Origin of the sequence: Pedobacter borealis DSM 19626, from assembly GCF_000708285.2 — a bacterium.
Taxonomy (GTDB): Bacteria; Bacteroidota; Bacteroidia; order Sphingobacteriales; family Sphingobacteriaceae; genus Pedobacter; species Pedobacter borealis.
On the sequence record NZ_JAUG01000006.1, the window covers coordinates 37,069 to 57,869 of the forward strand.

Here is a 20,801-nt window from a genome sequence, read left to right on the forward strand (position 1 = left end):
TACTTAATTAGTTTAAATTTTTATAAGTTTTTTAATATCAGTTTATTATGTTTTTATTAGCTTTTATTTGTTGTTGTTTTCTTTGTCTAAAACTGTAAAAGTTTGCACCAGCCTTTCTCCATTTTCATCAACCAGGGTTAAAGTATGTCTACCAGGCGGTGGACTAATGGCCAGTTGATGAAAATTAGTAGTGGTACTAACATATTCATTATCAATATGCCAATATATTTTAGAACCTGAATTTCTGTGGGCTGCATTAATCACAATTTTGCCTCTTGTTCCATCTAGCTCTAAAGGAATGTAAACTATCGCATTGTTTTTCGGGTAAATTACCTCCATTACGCTATTTCCACCTGAGAGGTCGCAGCCACTTTTAAAAGGCGGGAGGGATTTATAGTCGCTATTCTTTATTTTGTAATAATACTCCATTGCTGGCGGTAAAATAAACCAGCTTTTATGCTGCATATGGGTTATGCTTTCACATTGGTCGGTAACCCTAAATGTGCCTGTTCTGTCCAAATGAACCAATTTATGGAAAGGACAAACGGCAGTTTTCTCTCCTGCAGCCGGCACTAATTCTTCTGCCACATTGGTACAATATTCTCCGGCTTTATAACCGCTTTGCTTGCAGATTTTTATCTTTTTTAATTTGGTGGTTGGTGTTTCGAACCATTTTCCATTGGGCAGTAACCTAAAAATGTCAAATAGGACTGGGGCAGCTGCTTCAATTCCTACCAGGCCTGGTCTTCCTTCTCCATCGGCATTGCCCACCCAAACACAAACCACATAATTTGGTGTTAAGCCAACAGCCCAGGCATCGCGAAAGCCAAAACTCGTTCCAGTTTTCCAGGCAACTCTTTGCGATGAGGAAAACTGCTCCCATAAACCTTCATCGCCTGGGCGCATTACCTCTTCCATTGCATTAAAAGTAGCCCAAATCGAACCATGGTCTAAAAAGGAGGTACGCTGATAATCTTTTTCATCTTTATTTTCGCTATTGAAATAGTTTGCAGGTTTATAATCTTCAGGGGTATACAAACCTTTATAGGTATTGAAATGGTTCAACGTGCGCACCATGCCCATGTAGGTATTGGCCAAATCCCACATCGTAACTTCACTACCGCCTAAAATTAACGACAATCCATAATGATCTGCTGGCTGGTTAAGTGTTCCTATTCCAAGTTTTTTTAGTTTATCGTAAAAACGTTCATATTTGTATTGTTGCAGCATTTTCACTGCGGGGATGTTTAAGGAGCGGCTCAGCGCTTTATCTGCAGCAATTGCACCATCGTAGCCCAGATCATAATTTTGTGGTGAATAGCCCGCTATTTGAGTTGGGATATCAGGGACTAATGTGTGCGGTAATATAAAGCCATCATTCATCATACTGGCATAAAGCAAGGGTTTTAAGGTACTGCCAGGACTTCGTGGTGCTTTAATCATATCCACGTGGCTTTGCAGGTCAGCATTTTCTGGCTGATAAATATTACCTATATAACTTACTACTTGACCGGTTTTGGCATCGAGCACCAGCGCCGAAATATTATTAATATCGTTTGCCCGGTAACGGTTATTGTACCGTTTTAATATGGCATTAACTTTTAGTTGGATATTTTCATCCAGCGTAGAAGTAATTCTGGTAGAGGAGATTTTAAGACTCGCTCGTTCTATTTTAAAACGGTTCAACAGATGCGGCGCATTTTGGGGTAGAGGCATAGGCTTACCTGGAACGGGTTCTAGCTTAGCTAAATTAGCAGTCGCCTGATCGATGTATTTTAGTTTAGCCAGCTTATCTAATAAATCGTTTCTTTTTTTAATTAATCTCGTGGAGTTTTTACCCGGATGAACCAAAGAAGGGCTATTGGGCAATACAGCCAATGTCGCCATTTCACCCCATGAAAGGGTTTTGGCATTGCGACCATAATATCGCCAACTTGCTGCTTCTAGGCCCACAACATTACTGCCGAATGGCGCATTTGCAGCGTATAGGCCTATAATTTCCTCTTTTGAATATTTTGTTTCTAAGCGTAAAGCTAAAATCACTTCCAATAATTTCTGCCAAACTGTTCGGTCTTGTTTTCGCGATAAACGGATTACCTGCATAGTTAATGTACTTCCACCACTAACTACATTTTTAGCTTTCCAATTCTGACGCATGGCCCTGCTCATGGCCAGAAAATCAATGCCAAAGTGGCTATAGAACCGCTTATCCTCGAAAGCAATGATGCAATCTTTAAATTTTACAGGAACACTGTCTGCCACAGGGAATCGCCATTGTCCATCGCTTGCAATTGCTGCACTTAATAAATTGCCATTGCTTGCCTCAATTACAAACGAAGTAGGTGTTTTAAACAGTTTTGAGGGTAACGAAAAAAGAAAAGCCAAAAGCAGGGCAAAGCAGATAACATCGGAAATGAGGAAAGCTTTTGGAATTTTGTTCATTTAATTTTTTAAAAATAAATTTCGGTCCGTGTCTCCACGGACCGAGGCTCGTTTTTTTAGCATTCGTGCGTCATGGTTCGTGTCTTCACAAACCAATTCGTGAGTAAAATTTATACTCGTAATTTAAACGAGGTTGTATCATAAATATAGATTTGTCATCCTGAGCCCGTCGAAGGACCTACTTAAATACTCTTTAAGGTGTTTCGACAGGCTCAACATGACAGCATCTGGCATGAAATTGCCGATATGATACAAACTCGTTTTATAGTCTTCATACGCCTTGGTTCGTGTTACCACGAACCAATCGATTAATAGCGTTTTGTTAAAATTCTATTCTCAAATCTTTTAAGAATGAATAGTTAATTTCATTGTTCTCATAAAAAGAAGCTGATGAATATAAATAATCTTGAGGTTCGTTGGTTAATTGCTAGTGCTCTGTACAAGGATTGTTGTGTAAATAATCTAGTTTTTGATAAGCAACTTCTGGAGAATATAGATGTATTGCCACTGGGTCTCTCTGACAAAATTCATGATTTTTATTAACCGCATTTGTATAATAATTCATCAGCTCATTTCGACTTAATAATTTTTTGAACTCATGCGCTGTATATTTTAAAAATGAGCCTTGTGCTGTTTCTTTTCCATTTAATTCTTTTATTCGCCAAATTGTGTGAATATGATTAGGCATAATTACAAACGCAAAAACATCGATCTTCTTTAACCTGTTTAGATATTCAAATGAATTTAATATTACTTCTTTAAATTCTACCTTTTGTAAAAGTTTTTGCCAATTGTTTATGGTTGCCGTCCAAAAATAAATTTGACCTATTTCAATATAACTCTTTCTTTTTTTTTGAAATAAATTATCCATTCTAGTTTAAATTTCGGTCCGTGAGGACATGGACCGAGGCTTCGATTTTTATTTTACACCGTGTTTCTCGTCTTCTTTTTTTAGGTCGTAGCGCGATGCTACGACCAGTATTTTATTGTTTAAATTTCGGTCCGTGGAAAACACGGACCGAAGCTTCGATTTTTATTTTATGCCGTGGTTCGTGTCTCCACGAACCACCAATTATTCTACTTCACTACCTGCACCCACTTGCCTGCTTCAGTAGCCGAAATATCATTGTTGTACATCGCTTCGCATTGAACGGCTGATAAGTAATATTTACCTAGATAAGAGGCATTAAGCAGTACCTTGTAAACTAAACTTTCACCTTCTCTTACATTAAAATAAGTAAAAACGCGGTCATCTCTAATATCTTGATAAGTAAAAGGAGATGAGGCTAAAATGCTCTGATTATCGTTAACGCGGGTATTGATAATTTCCCAACCTGAAGGGAAAATCTGTGTGAGCGCCATTTGTTCGTAATACCCCATTCTGCCAGGATTTTTTACGGTTACCTCAGCATAAAAGTCTGTTCCCTGTTTTAAAGAGGTTGGATCCAGTACTTTACCGTTTAAACGTTTGTAAGTCACATTCATATCCAATACCTCTGGTCGGTTTGGCAAGAAATTGTTCTGACCAGCAATTGGCTGTCCTTCTAAAACCAAACGCACAAACAATACATTATTGCCATTATTGGTAATAGAAGCCGTATTTCCTTTAAACGTTACAGGTGTACTGCTGATGTATTGATTTGAACTTACAGGAGCCGATTTTCCGTCTAGTACATACTGATATTGCAGTTTATTTGCCGATTGGTTTGAACCACAGAATTTGGCAATAGCCAACAAACTATAAGCGGTTGTTTGTGTACTGTACCAGGTGTTTTCACCCAATTTTGCCGCTAAAGGTTGTAGTAAACTCGCAGCTTTTGCCTTCTGACCGAGTAGGGTTAGGGTTTCTAAAATCATGGCTTCGTCGCGTACATCGGAGCCATAAGTTCCGCCCAATTGTTTGTAAGCCTGAATGGATGTATCTAAACCTCTGATCATATTTTGAGCAACATCATTTTGTCCGGCCAGTTTATAAGCAGCTGCCAATCGCCATTTAGCAGTGATTGATAAATATTCAAAAGCTTTTAAACGGTTCATTGCTGCCATTTCAGGTTTTTTAGCTAAGGCAAGCATATACAAACGATAGGCCTGAGACAAATCTCCACCATAAAAATTATTACTGTTTGGCGCCCAGTTTGCTGCTTTTGATTTTTGATAACGCAAAAGTTCATCCAAAAGGCCAACAGGAAGGGTATAACCAGCATTTTGTGCTTCAACAAGGAAATGTCCGGCATAATTGCTTCCCCATTCATCAGAACTACCTTCGCCCGGCCAGTAAGACAAACCGCCATCTGTAGTTTGGAAACCTTTCAGCCTATTTATACCGGCTTTAATGTTTTTCTCTGTTGTGGCTTTTTGTTGTTCATTCAAGGGACTCAATCTATCCAAAAAGAGTTGAGGAAATATACCCGAAGTAGTTTGCTCAATACAGCCATGCGGATATTGGATAAGGTAACTCAATCTTTTACCAAGGTTGATCGCAGGGATAGAAGAAACTTCCAGTGAACCAGAATTTGTTCCTGTCATACCGATTGGCAAATAGTTTACCGCCCATTTGGTATGCGGCTGAACCGTTGCAGACACCACGTTGGTTACATATGGGTTTGGATTTCTGATATCCATTTCCACATCGTAAACAGTTTTTTCAGCACCACTTTGTGCAATCACTTTTACTTTGGCAATGCCTACTGTGTTGGGTGCTTTCACCTCGAAATAGGTCATTTGCTCACCTGTTTGTTTGTAGTAAAGCTGCTGTTTGTTACTTCCTTGAACAATTAAATTATTTGCCTGGAGTTGTACTGATACATTTTTAAGGTTGTTCTCTGTAGCAAAAACGGTTACTGGTAAGGTGAAACTTTCTCCCGGACCGATAACCCTTGGCAAAGTAGCCAAAACCATTAAGGGCTTCTTAACTTGAACTGATTTTTCGGTAAAACCATATGCAGCATCCTGCCCGGCAACTACCATAGCTCTTACCGCACCAATATATTGAGGCAATTTAAATTTGTGTGTTTTACTTTCGCCTTTGCTAATGGTAAATGGCCCCATAAATTTAACCACTGCTTTAAAACGGTTGGCTTTTGCTGGATTTAAGTTCTTGTTGATGCTACCATCACCACCAATGCTTAAAATGCGTTCTAAATTCCCTCCCCATGCACCTAACACATAGTCGAATAGGTCCCATGTTTTTACGCCCAAACCTTCGCAGGCATAAAATGCACCATGTGGATCAGGTGTTTTAAAACGTGTTAAATCTAATAAACCTTCATCTACTAGGGCAATGGTATAGGTCATTGCTTTACCGTTTTGCTCAGCAACAGTGATGGTGTTTTCGGTTTCAGGCTTGATTTTATCCAACATTTTTATGGTTGGTTTTAGGATGGTCTGCGGATCTTCAACCGAAAGCGGAATAGCACCATACATCCTGATTGGTAAATCGTTAACCGTTTGTGCATGCGGCTGTAATAAAGTAATATTGGCAAAAACATTAGGTGCCATCTCTTTCTCAGCTTTGAACTTAAATTGCGTTTGTCCGGCTTTGGTATCTACCCAGAAGGTTTTTAATACCCGGCTTCCATTTTCAATGGAGATTAACGCTCTTCCGTTTTTACCAGTTGGGATGGTTAAGGTAATATCCTCTCCAACAGTAAATTTTTCCTTATTAGCAGTGAAAGATAACATAGACGCCTCAGTTGGGTTGCTGCCCTGTTCGCGCTGTGCCCAGCCCGGCCAATCTACATAAACAGATTTTCCGGTAATATGTCCACCATTGGCATCACGCACCAAAATTAAATAACGGCCCCATTCTGGTTCATCAATACGTAAATCCCAGCTCCCTTTTCCGTTAGTCAGATTCACTTGATGGCTTTCTATCAATTTGTTATACTGGTTTTGGGTAAAGTTAGCGTAGGTATATTGATCGTCCTGTTCCCACCACCAACGCCATTGTGTTTTATATAATTCTACCTGAACGGTTTTGGTTCCGCTCAACAGTTTTCCATCGGTATTTACATTTACAATTTCGATTTTATGCGCTTTGCCAGTAACCAGCATACCGCTCAAACGGTCGCCTTTTTCTGATCGGATACCCAAATAACTGCTATACACATGATAGGGTATGCTGAAATTATCGATGCTGAAATTACCTCCGGGTTCGAAAACTTTGGTTGTAAAGTTTGCCCTTAACACGCCAGGAGCGGTATTGTTCTCATTGAGGTTGGTGTTAATCTGCGCTGTACCGTTCTGGTTTAAAGTGCCTTCGAAAATGGTTTTAACCTGCGATTCGAAGTTAACCGTTGGGTTATCGAAACTAAAACCCTCAAAGCCTTTAAATTTAGTCTCTGTAGTGTTTAAGTTTACATCAACCTTCGCTTTTAAGTTTTGCGCAACAGCACCGAATAGCCATTTGGCCGATAGGGTAGCGGCTGATGTTCCTGAACTTAAATATGCCCTATTGCCAACGTTAAAATCAATTTTCAAACGGTTTGGCATTACGGTTTCGATTTTTAGGGTTTTGGTAAATGTAGCACCGCCTGCTTTAACTTTCGCCATCCAGTTACCCGTTGGCGCTGTACTTTCAGTAGCGGTTTTAAAGGTGTAGAATCCGTTTAATGGCTTGCCATTAATTAATCTTTTATAAAGCTGGCCTTTGGGATTATAGAACTCCATGGTTACCGGATAATTAGCAGGAAGTTTTTTTAGTTTGTCTTCCAGCACGAAAGAAACAAATAAACTGTCGCCCGGCCTCCAAACGCCACGCTCGCCATAAATAAAGCCTTTTAAGCCACTTTGAACTACGTCACCGCCAACATCGAAGCGGCTTAACGGAAGTGAGCTTCCGTCGTCTAATTTAAGGTAGCCGCGTTCTGAACCATTTTTAGCGATCAATAAGAAAGGCTGACGTTTCAGGTCAAAACTTGCAAAGCCATCACCATCAGTTTTAGTAGTGAATATGATCTGTTTTTGGTAATCCATCAACTCCAGGTTTACACCACTTAATGGTTTTGCCGTTAATAAGTCTGTTGCAACAATAAGCATGCTGTTATCGTTACCACGTTTGGCCACCAAACCAATATTCGAGGCAACTAAGTTTCTGCTGGCCCAGCGCTGGTTAGTGTAAAACGATGGCGTACATGGATTGTCTTTATCATTCCACCTGTAATTTGGCGGGTAATAATTATTGTAACGCTGCCAAAAGTCATCGTCTTCGTCAATCTTTTCACCATAACCTTCATCATCTCCATATTCGGCTTCTTTCTCATTACCATCGGCTTTTTCTTCTCCGGTTTTACAATTGTAAGCATTGTATTCCCGTCTGAAAGCAATGGTAACGCGGTACATGGCACCAGGCTCAGTACGGATCATTTTGTCAAGATCGAGGGTGAAACGGTTCTTTTTATGGAGGTTAAGCGCCTTGTCTTCATCTAATCGCACCGTTTTTTGCAGAATAGGTTTTGCTACCCTACGCAACTCGTTACCATCTTTATAACTATTCGTTTGAAAAAACTGCGGTATGTTGTTTTCGTAGATTTTGATCACGGTAACATCAACAGCCTTTAAATTAATCGCTTCGAAAGGTAAAACCAGCTTTCCTGAGTTGGGTAAAATGATACCATTACCTGCAATGGTAACGGCCGGTAATTTATCCTCGAAAACAAGATTGGCTACTTTACCGTTTGGAAGTGTTTTCGCATTGATGTTTTCTACTCCTGCATTCACACTTAAAGTATAATTGCCTTTAAGTTCTTCGGTAGCATAAACTTTAACCTGACTGGCATCAATGGTATATCTTAAATCGCTCAGATTGCCCAGCGTAATCATACCTGTTAAATCCTGTCCTACACCAATGGGTTCAGAAAATTGTACCAATGCATAATCTTCTTCGCCCTGAATGGCCTTCATATCCAGTATTTCGAATTTATTTATCGCCGGAACACGGATTTCTACTTCTCCTTTTTGTTCTGCGTCGATGGCATCGCCATCCCAATCTATTTTTAAATTTTGATCGTTTCCAGTCTTTTTTATGCTATCGATAGTGAATTTTGAAGTGTTTTTTGCCGGATCATGCTGCCATTTGATTTTTAGCTTTTGGTCAAAATCCAATGAAATCGTTTTCTCTATTTTATTGGTTTCTTCTACGTCAGCAGTAGCCACTTCGCCGGTTAATTTCATATAATCCATTGCAGTATTGTTCTGCGAAACCAATCCGTTTTGAGAAAGCATAATCCCTGGGGTAATTACTTTAAACTCAAAGTCGAAATCTTCAAGGCCTTTTTCTGTAGCAGAAACTTCCGAAAGTTTGAATGTAGCTTCGTAGTTTTTGCCAGGTTTGAGGTTTTCATCAGGTCTAAATTCAACCGTTTGCGGATCTATCCAATAGGTTTTGCCCGAGATAGAAGGGGAGAAGTCGAACAGTTCGCGTGAATCTGCTTTGCCCAGATCCTGCATACCTGTTGCCGCATTGGCTAAATGAACTCTGATAAAACTCTTTTTGGAAATGGTTCCGGAAGTATAGGCTTCGATATATTTTGCATAAGCCTGATTTTCTTCATGATTTTTTTTCTTTCTATTGAAATAAATAAATACAATTGCCGCTATAGAAACAGCAAGTAAACCGATGAAGATAAATTTCTTTTTAGAGGAAGATTGGTAGGTAGATGGTTGTTCCATGTTTGAAATTCGTTAAGATAAATGAGGGTATAATGTTACGGTAAAAGCAATAGATGTGTCGCAATTTATCCTTTGCATCCGAAACCCTATATTCCATCCGAAAATAAACTAAAATTCACGTTAAAATAAATTATGTTGAAAATTAACACTTAGGGTTTGTTCCTTTGCATGGTTTTGGATAAGTTTACAACATTAACCCCAATACAACCAGATATGATAAAGAAACTCTTGATTTTTTCGGGCCTGTTATTTTCGACCAGTTTTTGTTTTGCCCAAAAAACTGAAGTAGAAGATGCCGTAAGCAAATTAACCAAACTGATGGTTACACCAGATAGTTTGGCGCTTGATAAAATAATTTTGAATAACCTAAGTTACGGGCATTCGAGTGGAAAAATTCAAACCAAGCAGGAATTTATGCATTCGTTACTTTCTGGAGAATCTGATTTTGTGGATATTAATTTAACTGATCAAACTGTCGTTGTTCAGAATAAAACAGCTTTGGTTCGTCATACACTAAACGCCAAAACAAATGATAAAAATGTTCCGGGAAATGTGAAATTGTATATTCTTTTAATCTGGAGTAAAGAAAAATCGGGCTGGAAATTAATTGGAAGACAAGCGGTTAAGGTGCCTTAGTTGGATGAATTTACAATTTCGGAATTTGATTCCGAAATTGTAAATTTGTTTATGATCCAACGACTAGCTGAAAAAGAACTACTAGAATTAAGTGCGCAATTTAAATCTGTAGCAGTAATTGGCCCCCGCCAGTCAGGTAAAACCACATTAACTAAAAGTGTTTTCCCAAACAAGCCATACGTTTCTTTAGAAAATCCAGATACTCGTTTGTTTGCGGAAGATGATCCTCGCGGTTTTTTAAGTCAATTTCCTGAAGGTGCCATTTTAGATGAGGCACAAAGAACACCTAATCTTTTTTCATATCTCCAACAAATTCTTGATGAGTCCTTATCTCCAGGGAAATTTATTATTACAGGTTCTAATAATTTTCTTTTACAGGAAAGTATAGTTCAAAGTTTAGCGGGTAGAATTGCTTATATAAAACTTTTGCCTTTTTCAATCCCAGAGTTGAAAGCTGCAGATATCGTTTTTGATAATGTAAATGAGTATCTTATTAAAGGGGGGTATCCGCCAATTTATGACCAAAATATTCCTTCATACAAATGGCATCAAAATTATATTCAAACTTATTTAGAAAAAGATGTAAGGCAAATCAAGAATATAACAAATTTATCCGTATTCGAGCGGTTTTTAAGGTTGTGCGCAGGTAGGGTTGGACAATTACTGAATATGAATAGCTTAGGAATTGAGGTAGGGGTGGATAGTAAAACTATAGCATCATGGATTGGCATTTTAGAAAGTAGTTTTGTTGTATATCTTTTAAAACCCCATCATCAAAATTTTAATAAACGAGTGGTAAAAATGCCTAAGCTATATTTTTATGATACTGGATTAGCGGCTGCACTTCTAGGCATACAAAATGAATCTCAACTGGATACCCATCCGGTTAAAGGAAGTCTTTTTGAAAATATGATTGTTGTTGAAATGTTAAAGAGCAGGTTTAACTTAGGTTTGAGCGACAATATTTTCTTTTGGCGAGATAACGTGGGGAACGAAATTGATATGCTGATTGATGATGCAGAAAAATTGGTGCCTATTGAAATTAAAGCTGGTAAAACGATTAACAGCGATTACTTTAAGGGAATTACTTTTTGGAATAAATTAACAGGCAGTACAGGTGGGCAAATAATATATGCAGGCAATGAAAAACAATTAAGAAGCAATGATATTAATATATTTCCGTGGAATAATACAGATTTTTAATCTTTTTGCTTACTTAATCATCACCCCAGGTCTGTTTACCAGCGGAATCTTGATCATATTGGAATCGATGATGCTTTCAGGCAAGAAAATAAATTTTTTGTCATAAATAGTGCTACCAATGTAATAGCTTAGCCAATATTCGTTGGTTAAGCCGAAAACTTCCGGATCTATGGCTTCCACTCCTGCAAAAGAATTTGCTTCCATGTCGCCTACAAAATGCCTTAAAACAGAAGTTTTTACCTGCTTTCCGTCTTTTTCTCCATAACCTTTAGAGCTGATCAATACATTGGTAATCGGTTCGTTTTTTAAATTAACGAGATAAACCGTCCAGCTTTTTACTTCAGGTGTTTCGCCCATCAATACAACGGCCATTGCGATATCTTCAACTGTATTTTCTGGTAAATCTGCTTTCATAACCACCATTTGTCGTCATGCTGAATTTATTTCAGTATCTTTATGATAAAGACTCTGAAACAAGTTCAGAGTGACGGTACTAATTTATTTTTTCTTCGCTACAGCCTTTTTAGCTGGGGCTTTTTTCTTTGCCGGTGCTTTTTTCTTCGTTTCGAAAGCATTAGGCACCTGCTCTACAATCATTTTTTTAACCACTTCCAAATCAATATCAACCAATTCTTCCGGTGTATATTTTTGCTTGGTAGCCTCGTTATTCCTCAATTTAAGCATCAACTTGCCAAAACGGATAAATGGTCCCCAACGGCCGTTTTCGATAGAAATTTTTTCAGCATCCCAGGTTTTAATGTATCTGTTAGCCTCTTTTTCTACTTTTTTGCCGATTAAAGTATTAATATCTTCTTGCGATAGGTTGTCAAAATCGTAGCCTTTTGCTGGAATATTGATAAACAGATCGTTCCATTTAATAAACGGACCAAAACGGCCTTTGCCCTTTGTTACGCCTAAACCTTCGTAATAGGCAATAGGTGCATCATCATCCATTTTCTGGCGGATAATTTCAACTGCTCTTTCATAAGTAACCGATAAAGGCTCCTCGTTTTTAGGAAGGGAAATAAAACTTTCGCCCCATTTTACATAAGGACCAAAACGGCCAACACCAATCATTACTTCTTTACCTTCAAAATCAGGAAGCTGGAAAGGAAGTTTAAACAGCTCCAGCGCATCATCTAAAGTAATGGTTGCAACAGATTGTGTGCGCATTAAGCTCGCATACCGAGGTTTTTCGGCCTCATCAAGCTCTCCAATTTGAACCAATGGTCCAAATTTACCAACCTTGGTATATACATTTTTACCCGTGGCAGGGTCTAAACCCAACAAGCGTTCGCCAGTGGCACGTTCTGCAGTTTCAAGCGTAGTTTCTACTTCGCTATGAAATGGATTATAGAACGAGTGCAGCATTTTAGTCCACTCTTGTAAACCCTGGGCAATTTCATCAAATTCTTTCTCCACCTTTGCCGTGAAGTTAAAATCGACAATGCCTTTGAAATGTTCTACCAAGAAATCGTTTACTACCTCACCAATATCGGTAGGGAAGAGTTTTGATTTCTCCGCACCGGTAATTTCTGATTTTATTTCTTTTTTTACCTGCCCATCAGCTAAAATGATAGAAGTAAACTTACGTTGTTTGCCATCTCTATCTTCTTTAACCACATAACCACGGTTTTGTACCGTAGAAATGGTTGGTGCATAAGTAGACGGGCGGCCAATGCCCAGTTCTTCTAGTTTTTTAACCAAACTGGCCTCAGTATATCTTGCTGGCGGACGCGAATAACGCTCGGTTGCCTGCATTTCTTTTAAAAATAGTTCCTGTCCCTTGCTTAACGGAGGTAAAATTGCGCCACCTTCTTTTTCTTCGTTTTCTTCATCATCGGTAGATTCCAGATAAACTTTTAAGAAACCGTCAAATTTTAATACCTCACCTTCGGCAACTAAGTGTTCTTTTCGGGTTGAGGCGGTGATCTGAGCGGTTGTTTTTTCGAATAATGCTTCGCTCATTTGTGAAGCAATAGAGCGTTTCCAGATTAAATCGTACAGGCGTTTTTCGGAAATATCGCCGTCTACACTGTGTCTGTCGAAATAAGTAGGGCGGATGGCTTCGTGAGCCTCCTGGGCACCAGCAGATTTTGTTTTATAAACGCGGTGTTGGTGGTATTTATCACCATATGCAGATTTAATCTCAGCAGCAGCCGCATTTAATGCAGTTTCTGATAAGTTTACAGAGTCTGTTCTCATGTAGGTAATCTTACCTGCTTCGTACAGTCTTTGTGCAACCTGCATGGTTCTGGCTACCGAAAATCCTAATTTTCTGGAGGCTTCTTGTTGTAAGGTTGAAGTGGTAAATGGGGCTGCAGGATTACGTTTTGCCGGCCTTGTTTCTAAACTAGTGATATCGAACCTGGCATTTGCACAGTCCTGAAGAAATTTTTCAGCATCAGCCTCATTTTCGAAGCGTTGTGGCAATTCTGCTTTTACAATTTCTTTTCCTTTGCCGGTAGCAAACTGGGCAGTAATTTTATAGGCAGCAGCTGCATTAAAGTTTAAAACTTCTCTTTCTCTGTCAACAATTAAACGTACAGCAACTGATTGTACACGGCCTGCAGATAATGATGGTTTTACCTTTTTCCATAAAACAGGAGAAAGTTCGAAACCCACCAAACGATCTAATACGCGGCGTGCCTGTTGGGCATTTACCAGATTATAATCAATTCCCCGCGGACTATCGATTGCTTTTAAAATTGCTGGTTTGGTAATTTCATGAAAAACGATGCGTTTTGTTTTCTCCACTTTTAGGCCTAAAGTTTCGAATAAGTGCCACGAAATAGCTTCCCCTTCACGGTCCTCATCGGATGCTAGCCATACCATTTCGGCTTCCTTAGCTAGTTTTTTAAGCTCGGCGACAATGTTTTTCTTGTCGGCGGGTACCTCGTATGTCTGCGCAAAATTATTTTTGATATCAATGGCCATATCACCTTTAACTAAATCGCGGATGTGGCCATAGCTAGATTTCACAAGAAAATCTTTGCCTAGGTAGCCTTCTATAGTTTTAGCTTTTGCGGGTGACTCGACGATTAATAAATTTTTGGCCATGAAATACGTTTTTGTGCAAATAAAGCTATAATTAAAGCATAAATCAAAACATGAATAGAATTAAATACAATTTTTTTATTAAATGCAGCGGAAATATGTTGGTTTATAGCTTGATTTCAATGTGGTTTTAATCTTTTTTTTGGAAAAGCAATATTAGTAATTTGTAGGTAAGGCTTTGTCCCGCCCTTTGCTACAAATCCTCAACCTCGTTCCCCGGTCTGCGGGTTTTTCGCTTCGGTCGGGTTTAGGCGGCGTGTGTAGTTCTGCTATTTAGGTTTTAACGGCGTTGTGCCAAGCTGAAGGTACAAAATGGCATCAGGCTTTGTTAATTAAACCAGATAGAGCGGAATAGCCCACAGCGTAGCGAGGACTATAAGCGATAGCGGGGCTGTAAACCGCCAAGAACCACTGCCCTCAATTTCCTAATCAAAAAAGACACTTATTTGAGCAATGAAATATATGCTTTCATTTTCAAATCATGCTCACAGTTTGTTCTATTAGCCAGTTCTCTTACTTAATTTGCTACATTTAATTTACAACAACGTTACGTTGGCGCAACCTATTTGTGCTTATATTCGTATATAAAAATAAAACAACGATGATCAGCACAATTTTAATCCTATTAAACTTATTGGTATCTCCACCAAAAAATGTTTACGAGTTCAGCTTTAAAACCATTGATGGTAAAGAAATTAAACTATCGAAATTTAAAGGCAAAAAAATCTTAATTGTTAACACCGCTTCTAAATGTGGTTTTACCCCACAGTATGAAGATTTGGAAAAACTTCAAAAGCAATATGGCAAAAAGGTAGTATTAATTGGTTTCCCTGCGGGTAACTTTGGCGGACAGGAGTTTTCTACCAATGCAGAGATTAAAGAATTTTGTACCGGAAAATACAATGTGTCGTTTTTACTTGCCGAGAAAAGCAGTGTTAAAGGTGATGATATCAGTCCATTGTTCAAGTATTTAACTTCTCAAACCAATACGGAAGAACAAGGTGATATTAAATGGAACTTTGAGAAATTCTTAATTAATGAAAAAGGAGAATTGGTACACCGTTTCCGTTCTAAAACAAAACCTACTGACGAAGCGATTGTAAAGAACTTATAAAAGGCGGGAAGGCGGAAGGTTTAAGGTAGAAGGTTTTTCCTTCCAGCCCTTAAACCTTCCGCCTTTTACCTTATCAGTTTTTCTCCAAAACTGTTTTCCAAACCAAGGCACTGAGTGCCGCACCAATAATGGGTGCTACAATAAAGAGCCAAACCTGGCTTAAGGCTTCTCCGCCAACCAAAAGTGCGGGGCCAATACTTCTTGCCGGATTTACTGATACACCCGTTAACGGAATGCCCACAATATGAATGAGTGTTAAACTTAAGCCAATTGCAAGTCCTGCAAAGCCGCCGTTGATATTTTTAGTAGAGGTCGAACCGAAAATCACCAACAAGAAAATAAAGGTGAGTACAATTTCGGCAATAAAACCAGCATGCAAGCTGTAATGCTGTGAGATAGTGCTGCAAAACCATTTTGCCCTAATCCATTTGTTGCCAAAGAATATTCTGGCTTTCCTGAGGCAATTTGCAGTAAAATAAATGCGCCTGCAATGCCGCCTAATACCTGAGCCACAATGTAATAAGCGGCTTCAGTAATTTTCATCCGGCCAGCGATTACCATTCCGATTGAAATTGCGGGATTAATGTGACAGCCTGAAATGTGCCCAATAGCATAAGCCATTGCGGTGACTGATAAGCCAAAGGCAAAAGATATGCCTAATAAGCCTACGCCGGTTGTGCCATTTGCGCCAGCTATAACCGCGCTGCCACAGCCCATTAAAACCAATACGAGTGTGCCTAGAAATTCGGCACTGAATTTAGAAAGTTTACTTGTCTACATATAATTTATTATTTAAAGGTTTAAATATTATCCGGATGATTGTCAATCGAATATAACTAAAAATTTAGAATATAAAATGGAATAAAATGCTGGTGATTTAGCCTGATTGAATTACGGAATTTTAGACAAGAGAAAGGGACTTAAATCCATAAGCCCCATTTAAACCAAACAAACTATTTATGAAGTTTATATAAAACCCATATTAGAATAAAATGTTTTGATGAAAATTAAGAGCCTGTTTAAATTTGATACAATTATTTTACTTATCTAACATTTTTGTCACACTGAGGGTTAATTTATTTTGTAAAAATCAATATGAATGACAGATGGATAAAAGCAGGTGAATGGTCTTGAAGTATCGTCATTTCGACCGCAGTGTTCCAAAGGAACTCCTTTGGAGGAGAAATCTTTTGAATTTGATTCAATAATTTGTACAAAGATCTCTCTCCCGAAAGTTCGGGACTGCGCTACAGTCGAGATGACGACGATTCTATTGGAGCCTGTCAATGATAGCGGAGTCGATTGCTTTTAATATACCGAAAAACGAGTCCTCGACTACGCTCTCCACAGGAGTCCTTTGGACAGACTGACATACTAATAATTTACAATGAAATTTAAACAGGCTCTAAATCATTTACAATTTTTGAGGACAATTATGCTTTTGTGTATTCAATTGCTGTTTTTTGCTTAAAATAAGTCCTACTGTAAGTAGCTAAATTGATAGAAAACGGCAAGCTATTTTTGGCTTTAGGGTGTTAAAATAGGTTGAGTTGTTCTGGCTGGTATTGGCTAGGGTCGAAATTGTAAACTTCGGGTGTGTTTTGAGTATTGCTTACGTAATACAGCGCTGTTTCCTCATATCTTGAAGCTACTTTAACAAAAGTATTGCCGGCAACATTTTTAAAAAGATTTTCAACCAGCTCTGGGTCGTTATTATCTTTTGATAAGTGGCTCAGTAATAAATGACTCATGTACGGGGCTTTATGGTTGATGAAAAGCTCCAACGCCTGTGTATTGCTTAAGTGACCGTGACCACTTGTGATCCTCCGTTTCAAAAAATAAGGGTATCGGCCATTTTCCAGCATCTCTGTATCGTAATTGGCTTCTAAGAAAGCGGCATGACAGTTTTTGAAATGGGCAATTAAACGATCGCACACCGAACCAATATCTGTAAAAACACCCAGTCTTACCTCGTTGCATTCAACAGTAAAACTATAAGGATCGGCTGCATCGTGAAATTTAGAAAATGCAGAAATCTTTAGACCGCCAATCTGAATGTGCTGTAAATGGCTTAATGAAAAGGTATTGTTTGCATCCAAAACTAACCGGCTGCTTTTTAGGGTAGCTGTGCTAATGTAAACCGGGAGTTTATGTTTTTTAGCAAACACCGCCAGCCCCTTAATGTGGTCGCTATGTTCGTGTGAGATAAAAATGGCTTTTACTTTACTGATTGATAAACCTAAACGGTTCATCCGTGTTTCAACCTCTTTGCAGGTTAGGCCAACATCAACCAAAATTGCTTCATTATCGTTACCCACATAGTAACAATTGCCATTACTGCCCGAATTGATTGATGTAAAATATAGTGCCATTTTTCAGCCTGCAAGATAAGGCTTATTTGGCGAAGGAAAAAGGAAAACTATACTCTTGCGCCATTGTGTTCTACCAAACGTGAAAGGAGGGGTAGAAAAGCCTGAATCAAGTTGATTTCTTCTGAGGAGAAGATTTTTTCCATGGTTTGTGCCAGCCATTCTTCTTTTATTTTTCTGCTGGCAATAATGTGTTTTTCGCCAAGCTTGGTTAAGCCGATAAAAATCTTTCGTTTATCCTCTTTGCTCGGAAAGCGTTCCACACATTTGGCATCGAATAAGCGGTTGATGATCTGCGAGATAGCTTGTTTTGATACCCTTTCCATGTCTGCCAGCTCTGTAGATAACATTTTGCCATGTTGTTCGAGCAGCGACATCGTTAACAGTTCGGCATTGCTAAAGTCTGAACTTACGTTCTGTTTGCGTAGCTGCCTGGTTAAGCGGGTAACTGTGCTTCTTAGTTTTGCGGCTATATCTTGTGTTTGAGTAGGCATCTTAATGGTAAATAAACTTTACAAAAATAAGATTTTAATTTTGTGGATAAACTAATATGGGTCTTTTTTTTTGTTTGAATTGTGATTCTAGTGTGATAAAAATTTCTGTTTTTGGTTTTTTGATCTGATTTTAGTTTTGTACTTTTGTAAAGTTACTTTACTATTTTAAACATGAGTATTTTTCGTTCGCTAAGGCATTATAATTACAGGTTATTTTTTACAGGTCAGGCTATTTCATTAATCGGCACATGGATGCAGTGTGTAGCCATCAGCTGGTTGGTATATCGTTTAACAGGATCGGCTTTTTTGCTGGGACTGATTACTTTTTTGAGTTTAATCCCTTCACTGGTACTCGCGCCGTATGCTGGGAGCTATGTAGATAGGCATAATAAGTATAAGATATTGGTGATTACCCAGGTGATCCTGATGCTGCAGGCTGGTGCCCTGGCTTTGATGATCTGGTTTAAAGTATACGATATGTTCTGGATTGCAGTACTTTCACTGGTTCAGGGCTTGGTAAATGCTTTTGATGTTACCGCCCGTCAATCGTTAATGGTAAATTTAATTGATGATAAAGAAGATTTACCAAATGCCATTGCGCTCAATTCTTCCATGTTTAATGCAGCCAGGTTAATAGGCCCGGCGTTGGCAGGGGTGATTTTGAGTACTTTAGGTGAAGATATTTGTTTCCTGATCAATTTTGTGAGCTTTATTGCGGTACTGGGTTGTATGGTGATGATGAAGCTTAAACCCACCGCACATCAAAAATCGAAAGAAAATATCTGGATCGACCTGAAAAAAGGTTACGATTATCTTAAATCATCGCCAGATTTGGCATCCATGGTATTGATGATGGCTGCATCGAGTTTATTGGTAATCCCTTTCACTACTTTATTGCCTGTTTTTGCAAAAGATATTTTTAACGGAAATGCTACAACATTTGGCTGGTTTGAAAGTGCAGCAGGATTTGGTGCATTCTTCGGCGCCATTTATATGGCTACATTAAAAGTGAAGCAAAACCTGCAGAAAATTGTAATGATGTCGGGTATTTTGCTGGCCATTTCGGTTGTAGCGCTGGCTATATCACCATCGCTTGTTCTGGCTTTAATCTGTACTGGTTTAGCTGCTTTGGGTTTGATGGCTCAAACCTCATCTATCAATACTTATCTGCAGACTCATGCCGATGATGCAATGAGGGGAAGGACTTTAAGTTATTATATCATGGCTTATCAGGGTGTATTGCCAATCGGCAGTTTGTTGATGGGGTATTTGGCACATCTTTTTGGTACCCAAACTGTAGTTGCTTTTGAAGGTGTTGCGGGTTTGTTGATTGTGGCTGCGTTTGTGTACAATGAAAAACATAGGAATCAATTGAACAGTAGTGCAATGTCATTAAATTAATATGTCATCTGGGATTTTTTTAATTTGGGTACGAGTGGTCGTCGAGGTTGTATCATAAAGGCGATTTCAGCCCAGAAGCTGTCATGTTGTCCAAAGGACTCCTACGGAGAGCCTGTCGAAACACCTCAAAGAGTATTTAAACAGGTCCTTCGACAAGCTCAGGATGACAAATTTATATTTATGATACCCCTCCTTAATAGATAGATAAAGATGCTGATCCCGAACATTCGGGACAGCATGACGATCGAGTAGATACAATATTGTGCACAAAACGCTAGACGCCATGCGCCAAACGCTTACCCATGCACAATCACCTTACAATCCACCATTACTTTCTGGTAATTATGAATATCAATTTCTTTGTTAATCAATTGTATCAATAGTTTAATTGCATTTTCACCTACTGATTCGGGGTTTTCTTCAATAGAGGCAATGGGAGGCGAATCGAGATAACTGATGAAGGAAGTGTTCCCAAATCCTATACATTCAATTTTATTAAAGTTAGGGTGATTTATCGACCTCAGGTATTTTATTGCATCGAAGAGAATAGGTTCTTTAAAAGCCACCAGCGCAGTGGGCATATTTTCTGGATTGGCAAATAAACTTTTGATTGCTGAAATTGTATTTTCCTTATCAAAATCGGTATAAGCAACCAATTCCGATGAAAAAGGCACTTGATTATCTTTTAATGCATTGATGTAGCCATTAAAGCGATCGTGCGTAAAATTAATCATTTTTGGACCACCTAAATAAGCAATCTTTTTATGTCCTCTGTCTATTAAAAACTTTGTGGCCTGATAACAGCCCTGAAAAGTATTGCCTAAAACTTTATGGCAGCTTAAGTTAAAACTCGGGTTTCGGGTATAATACACAACCGGAATGCCCATGTTTTCGAACTGATCTAAATGCGCAAAATCTTGAGTATGTTTTGAAATAGCCACAATTAAACCATCAACCCGACTCCGCAATAACATATTTGCAGACTGAATCTCTTTTTCCAGATCATCGTGAGATTGACTGATGATAACATTGTATCCATTTTGTGTGGCAAACTGTTCCACTCCATAAATACTTCTGGTAAAAAAATGGTCTAAAAGATTGGGTAAAATAATGCCGATAATATGCGATTTCTTTTCCTTTAAATTAATAGCTGATTTATTAGGGGTAAAATGCAAATCGCGAGCCATTTCCTGAACACGTTGTTTCGTGTATTCGTTTATGGTTGGGTAGTTATTAAGGGCTTTTGATACTGTTGATACTGACATCTTTAACTTCTCAGCCAAGAATTTTAGTGTAACAGGGGTATTATTCATCATCTTTTCCAATCTGAGTGCATAGTTAAGAAAAAAAACGCAATTATTTCAAACGTTTGAAATGTAGTTTCATTGGATTTTATTGCGTTTTGGCCTATTTTAA

Annotated in this window: 14 protein-coding genes; 4 read left to right on the top strand and 10 right to left on the bottom strand. The window is 38.6% G+C overall.

The window, feature by feature from the left end; all coding sequences use genetic code 11:
- Nucleotides 1-63: 63 nt before the first annotated feature.
- From pbpC to AW17_RS03215, 3 genes are all read right to left on the bottom strand, one after another.
- Nucleotides 64-2,442 carry a penicillin-binding protein 1C gene (pbpC, locus tag AW17_RS03205; RefSeq protein WP_029274667.1) on the bottom strand — a complete coding sequence of 793 codons (2,379 nt, stop codon included), beginning with the start codon at nt 2,440-2,442 and terminating at the stop codon, nt 64-66.
- Between the two features lie 427 nt (nt 2,443-2,869).
- Entirely contained in the window at nt 2,870-3,313 is a 444-nt protein-coding gene (locus AW17_RS03210; protein WP_051691608.1) for a transposase, read from the bottom strand.
- Between the two features lie 206 nt (nt 3,314-3,519).
- Complete coding sequence (locus tag AW17_RS03215; RefSeq protein WP_029274668.1) at nt 3,520-9,111, bottom strand: alpha-2-macroglobulin family protein; 5,592 nt, start codon at nt 9,109-9,111, stop codon at nt 3,520-3,522.
- A gap of 213 nt (nt 9,112-9,324) precedes the next feature.
- Between AW17_RS03215 and AW17_RS03220 the strand changes: the two genes are divergently transcribed.
- Complete coding sequence (locus tag AW17_RS03220; protein WP_029274669.1) at nt 9,325-9,747, top strand: nuclear transport factor 2 family protein; 423 nt, start codon at nt 9,325-9,327, stop codon at nt 9,745-9,747.
- A 51-nt stretch (nt 9,748-9,798) separates the two neighbouring features.
- Nucleotides 9,799-10,950: an ATP-binding protein gene (locus AW17_RS03225; RefSeq protein WP_029274670.1), complete on the top strand. Its 1,152-nt coding sequence runs from the start codon at nt 9,799-9,801 to the stop codon at nt 10,948-10,950.
- 9 nt (nt 10,951-10,959) lie between these two features.
- On the opposite strand, the gene AW17_RS03230 is transcribed toward AW17_RS03225, so the two are convergent.
- Nucleotides 10,960-11,364 (bottom strand): hypothetical protein, encoded by a 405-nt coding sequence (locus tag AW17_RS03230; protein WP_029274671.1) that lies wholly within the window; start codon nt 11,362-11,364, stop codon nt 10,960-10,962.
- Nucleotides 11,365-11,448: 84 nt separating this feature from the next.
- Entirely contained in the window at nt 11,449-14,010 is a 2,562-nt protein-coding gene (topA, locus tag AW17_RS03235) for a type I DNA topoisomerase (RefSeq protein WP_029274672.1), read from the bottom strand.
- 598 nt (nt 14,011-14,608) lie between these two features.
- Between topA and AW17_RS03240 the strand changes: the two genes are divergently transcribed.
- On the top strand, nt 14,609-15,121 hold the full coding sequence (locus AW17_RS03240) for a glutathione peroxidase (RefSeq protein WP_029274673.1): 513 nt from the start codon (nt 14,609-14,611) through the stop codon (nt 15,119-15,121).
- A gap of 73 nt (nt 15,122-15,194) precedes the next feature.
- On the opposite strand, the gene AW17_RS25240 is transcribed toward AW17_RS03240, so the two are convergent.
- The 4 genes from AW17_RS25240 to AW17_RS03255 all read right to left on the bottom strand — a co-directional run bounded on the left by AW17_RS25240 (nt 15,195) and on the right by AW17_RS03255 (nt 17,984).
- Nucleotides 15,195-15,500: an aquaporin gene (locus AW17_RS25240; RefSeq protein ID WP_342421071.1), complete on the bottom strand. Its 306-nt coding sequence runs from the start codon at nt 15,498-15,500 to the stop codon at nt 15,195-15,197.
- The gene (locus tag AW17_RS25245; RefSeq protein ID WP_342421073.1) at nt 15,446-15,838 is read right to left on the bottom strand and encodes an aquaporin; all 393 of its coding nucleotides are present in this window, start codon (nt 15,836-15,838) and stop codon (nt 15,446-15,448) included. Before AW17_RS25245 ends, AW17_RS25240 begins: the two co-directional genes overlap by 55 nt.
- A gap of 818 nt (nt 15,839-16,656) precedes the next feature.
- Nucleotides 16,657-17,493 carry an MBL fold metallo-hydrolase gene (locus tag AW17_RS03250; protein ID WP_029274674.1) on the bottom strand — a complete coding sequence of 279 codons (837 nt, stop codon included), beginning with the start codon at nt 17,491-17,493 and terminating at the stop codon, nt 16,657-16,659.
- 47 nt (nt 17,494-17,540) lie between these two features.
- A complete protein-coding gene (locus tag AW17_RS03255; protein WP_029274675.1) occupies nt 17,541-17,984 on the bottom strand; it encodes a MarR family winged helix-turn-helix transcriptional regulator in 444 nt (147 codons plus the stop codon).
- A gap of 171 nt (nt 17,985-18,155) precedes the next feature.
- Between AW17_RS03255 and AW17_RS03260 the strand changes: the two genes are divergently transcribed.
- On the top strand, nt 18,156-19,385 hold the full coding sequence (locus AW17_RS03260) for an MFS transporter (RefSeq protein ID WP_029274676.1): 1,230 nt from the start codon (nt 18,156-18,158) through the stop codon (nt 19,383-19,385).
- Nucleotides 19,386-19,681: 296 nt separating this feature from the next.
- Here the strand turns inward: AW17_RS03260 and AW17_RS03265 are convergent, their stop codons facing one another.
- The gene (locus AW17_RS03265) at nt 19,682-20,701 is read right to left on the bottom strand and encodes a LacI family DNA-binding transcriptional regulator (RefSeq protein ID WP_083488615.1); all 1,020 of its coding nucleotides are present in this window, start codon (nt 20,699-20,701) and stop codon (nt 19,682-19,684) included.
- Nucleotides 20,702-20,801: the final 100 nt, after the last annotated feature.

Coding starts and splice junctions, on each gene's coding strand:
- AW17_RS03240 (WP_029274673.1), top strand. CDS start 14,609: ATGATCAGCACAATTTTAATCCTATTAAACTTATTGGTATCTCCACCA.
- AW17_RS03260 (WP_029274676.1), top strand. CDS start 18,156: ATGAGTATTTTTCGTTCGCTAAGGCATTATAATTACAGGTTATTTTTT.
- AW17_RS25245 (WP_342421073.1), bottom strand. CDS start 15,838: ATGGGCTGTGGCAGCGCGGTTATAGCTGGCGCAAATGGCACAACCGGC.
- AW17_RS03230 (WP_029274671.1), bottom strand. CDS start 11,364: ATGAAAGCAGATTTACCAGAAAATACAGTTGAAGATATCGCAATGGCC.
- AW17_RS03220 (WP_029274669.1), top strand. CDS start 9,325: ATGATAAAGAAACTCTTGATTTTTTCGGGCCTGTTATTTTCGACCAGT.
- AW17_RS03255 (WP_029274675.1), bottom strand. CDS start 17,984: ATGCCTACTCAAACACAAGATATAGCCGCAAAACTAAGAAGCACAGTT.
- AW17_RS03225 (WP_029274670.1), top strand. CDS start 9,799: ATGATCCAACGACTAGCTGAAAAAGAACTACTAGAATTAAGTGCGCAA.
- AW17_RS03215 (WP_029274668.1), bottom strand. CDS start 9,111: ATGGAACAACCATCTACCTACCAATCTTCCTCTAAAAAGAAATTTATC.
- AW17_RS03250 (WP_029274674.1), bottom strand. CDS start 17,493: ATGGCACTATATTTTACATCAATCAATTCGGGCAGTAATGGCAATTGT.
- pbpC (WP_029274667.1), bottom strand. CDS start 2,442: ATGAACAAAATTCCAAAAGCTTTCCTCATTTCCGATGTTATCTGCTTT.
- AW17_RS03265 (WP_083488615.1), bottom strand. CDS start 20,701: ATGATGAATAATACCCCTGTTACACTAAAATTCTTGGCTGAGAAGTTA.
- AW17_RS03210 (WP_051691608.1), bottom strand. CDS start 3,313: ATGGATAATTTATTTCAAAAAAAAAGAAAGAGTTATATTGAAATAGGT.
- topA (WP_029274672.1), bottom strand. CDS start 14,010: ATGGCCAAAAATTTATTAATCGTCGAGTCACCCGCAAAAGCTAAAACT.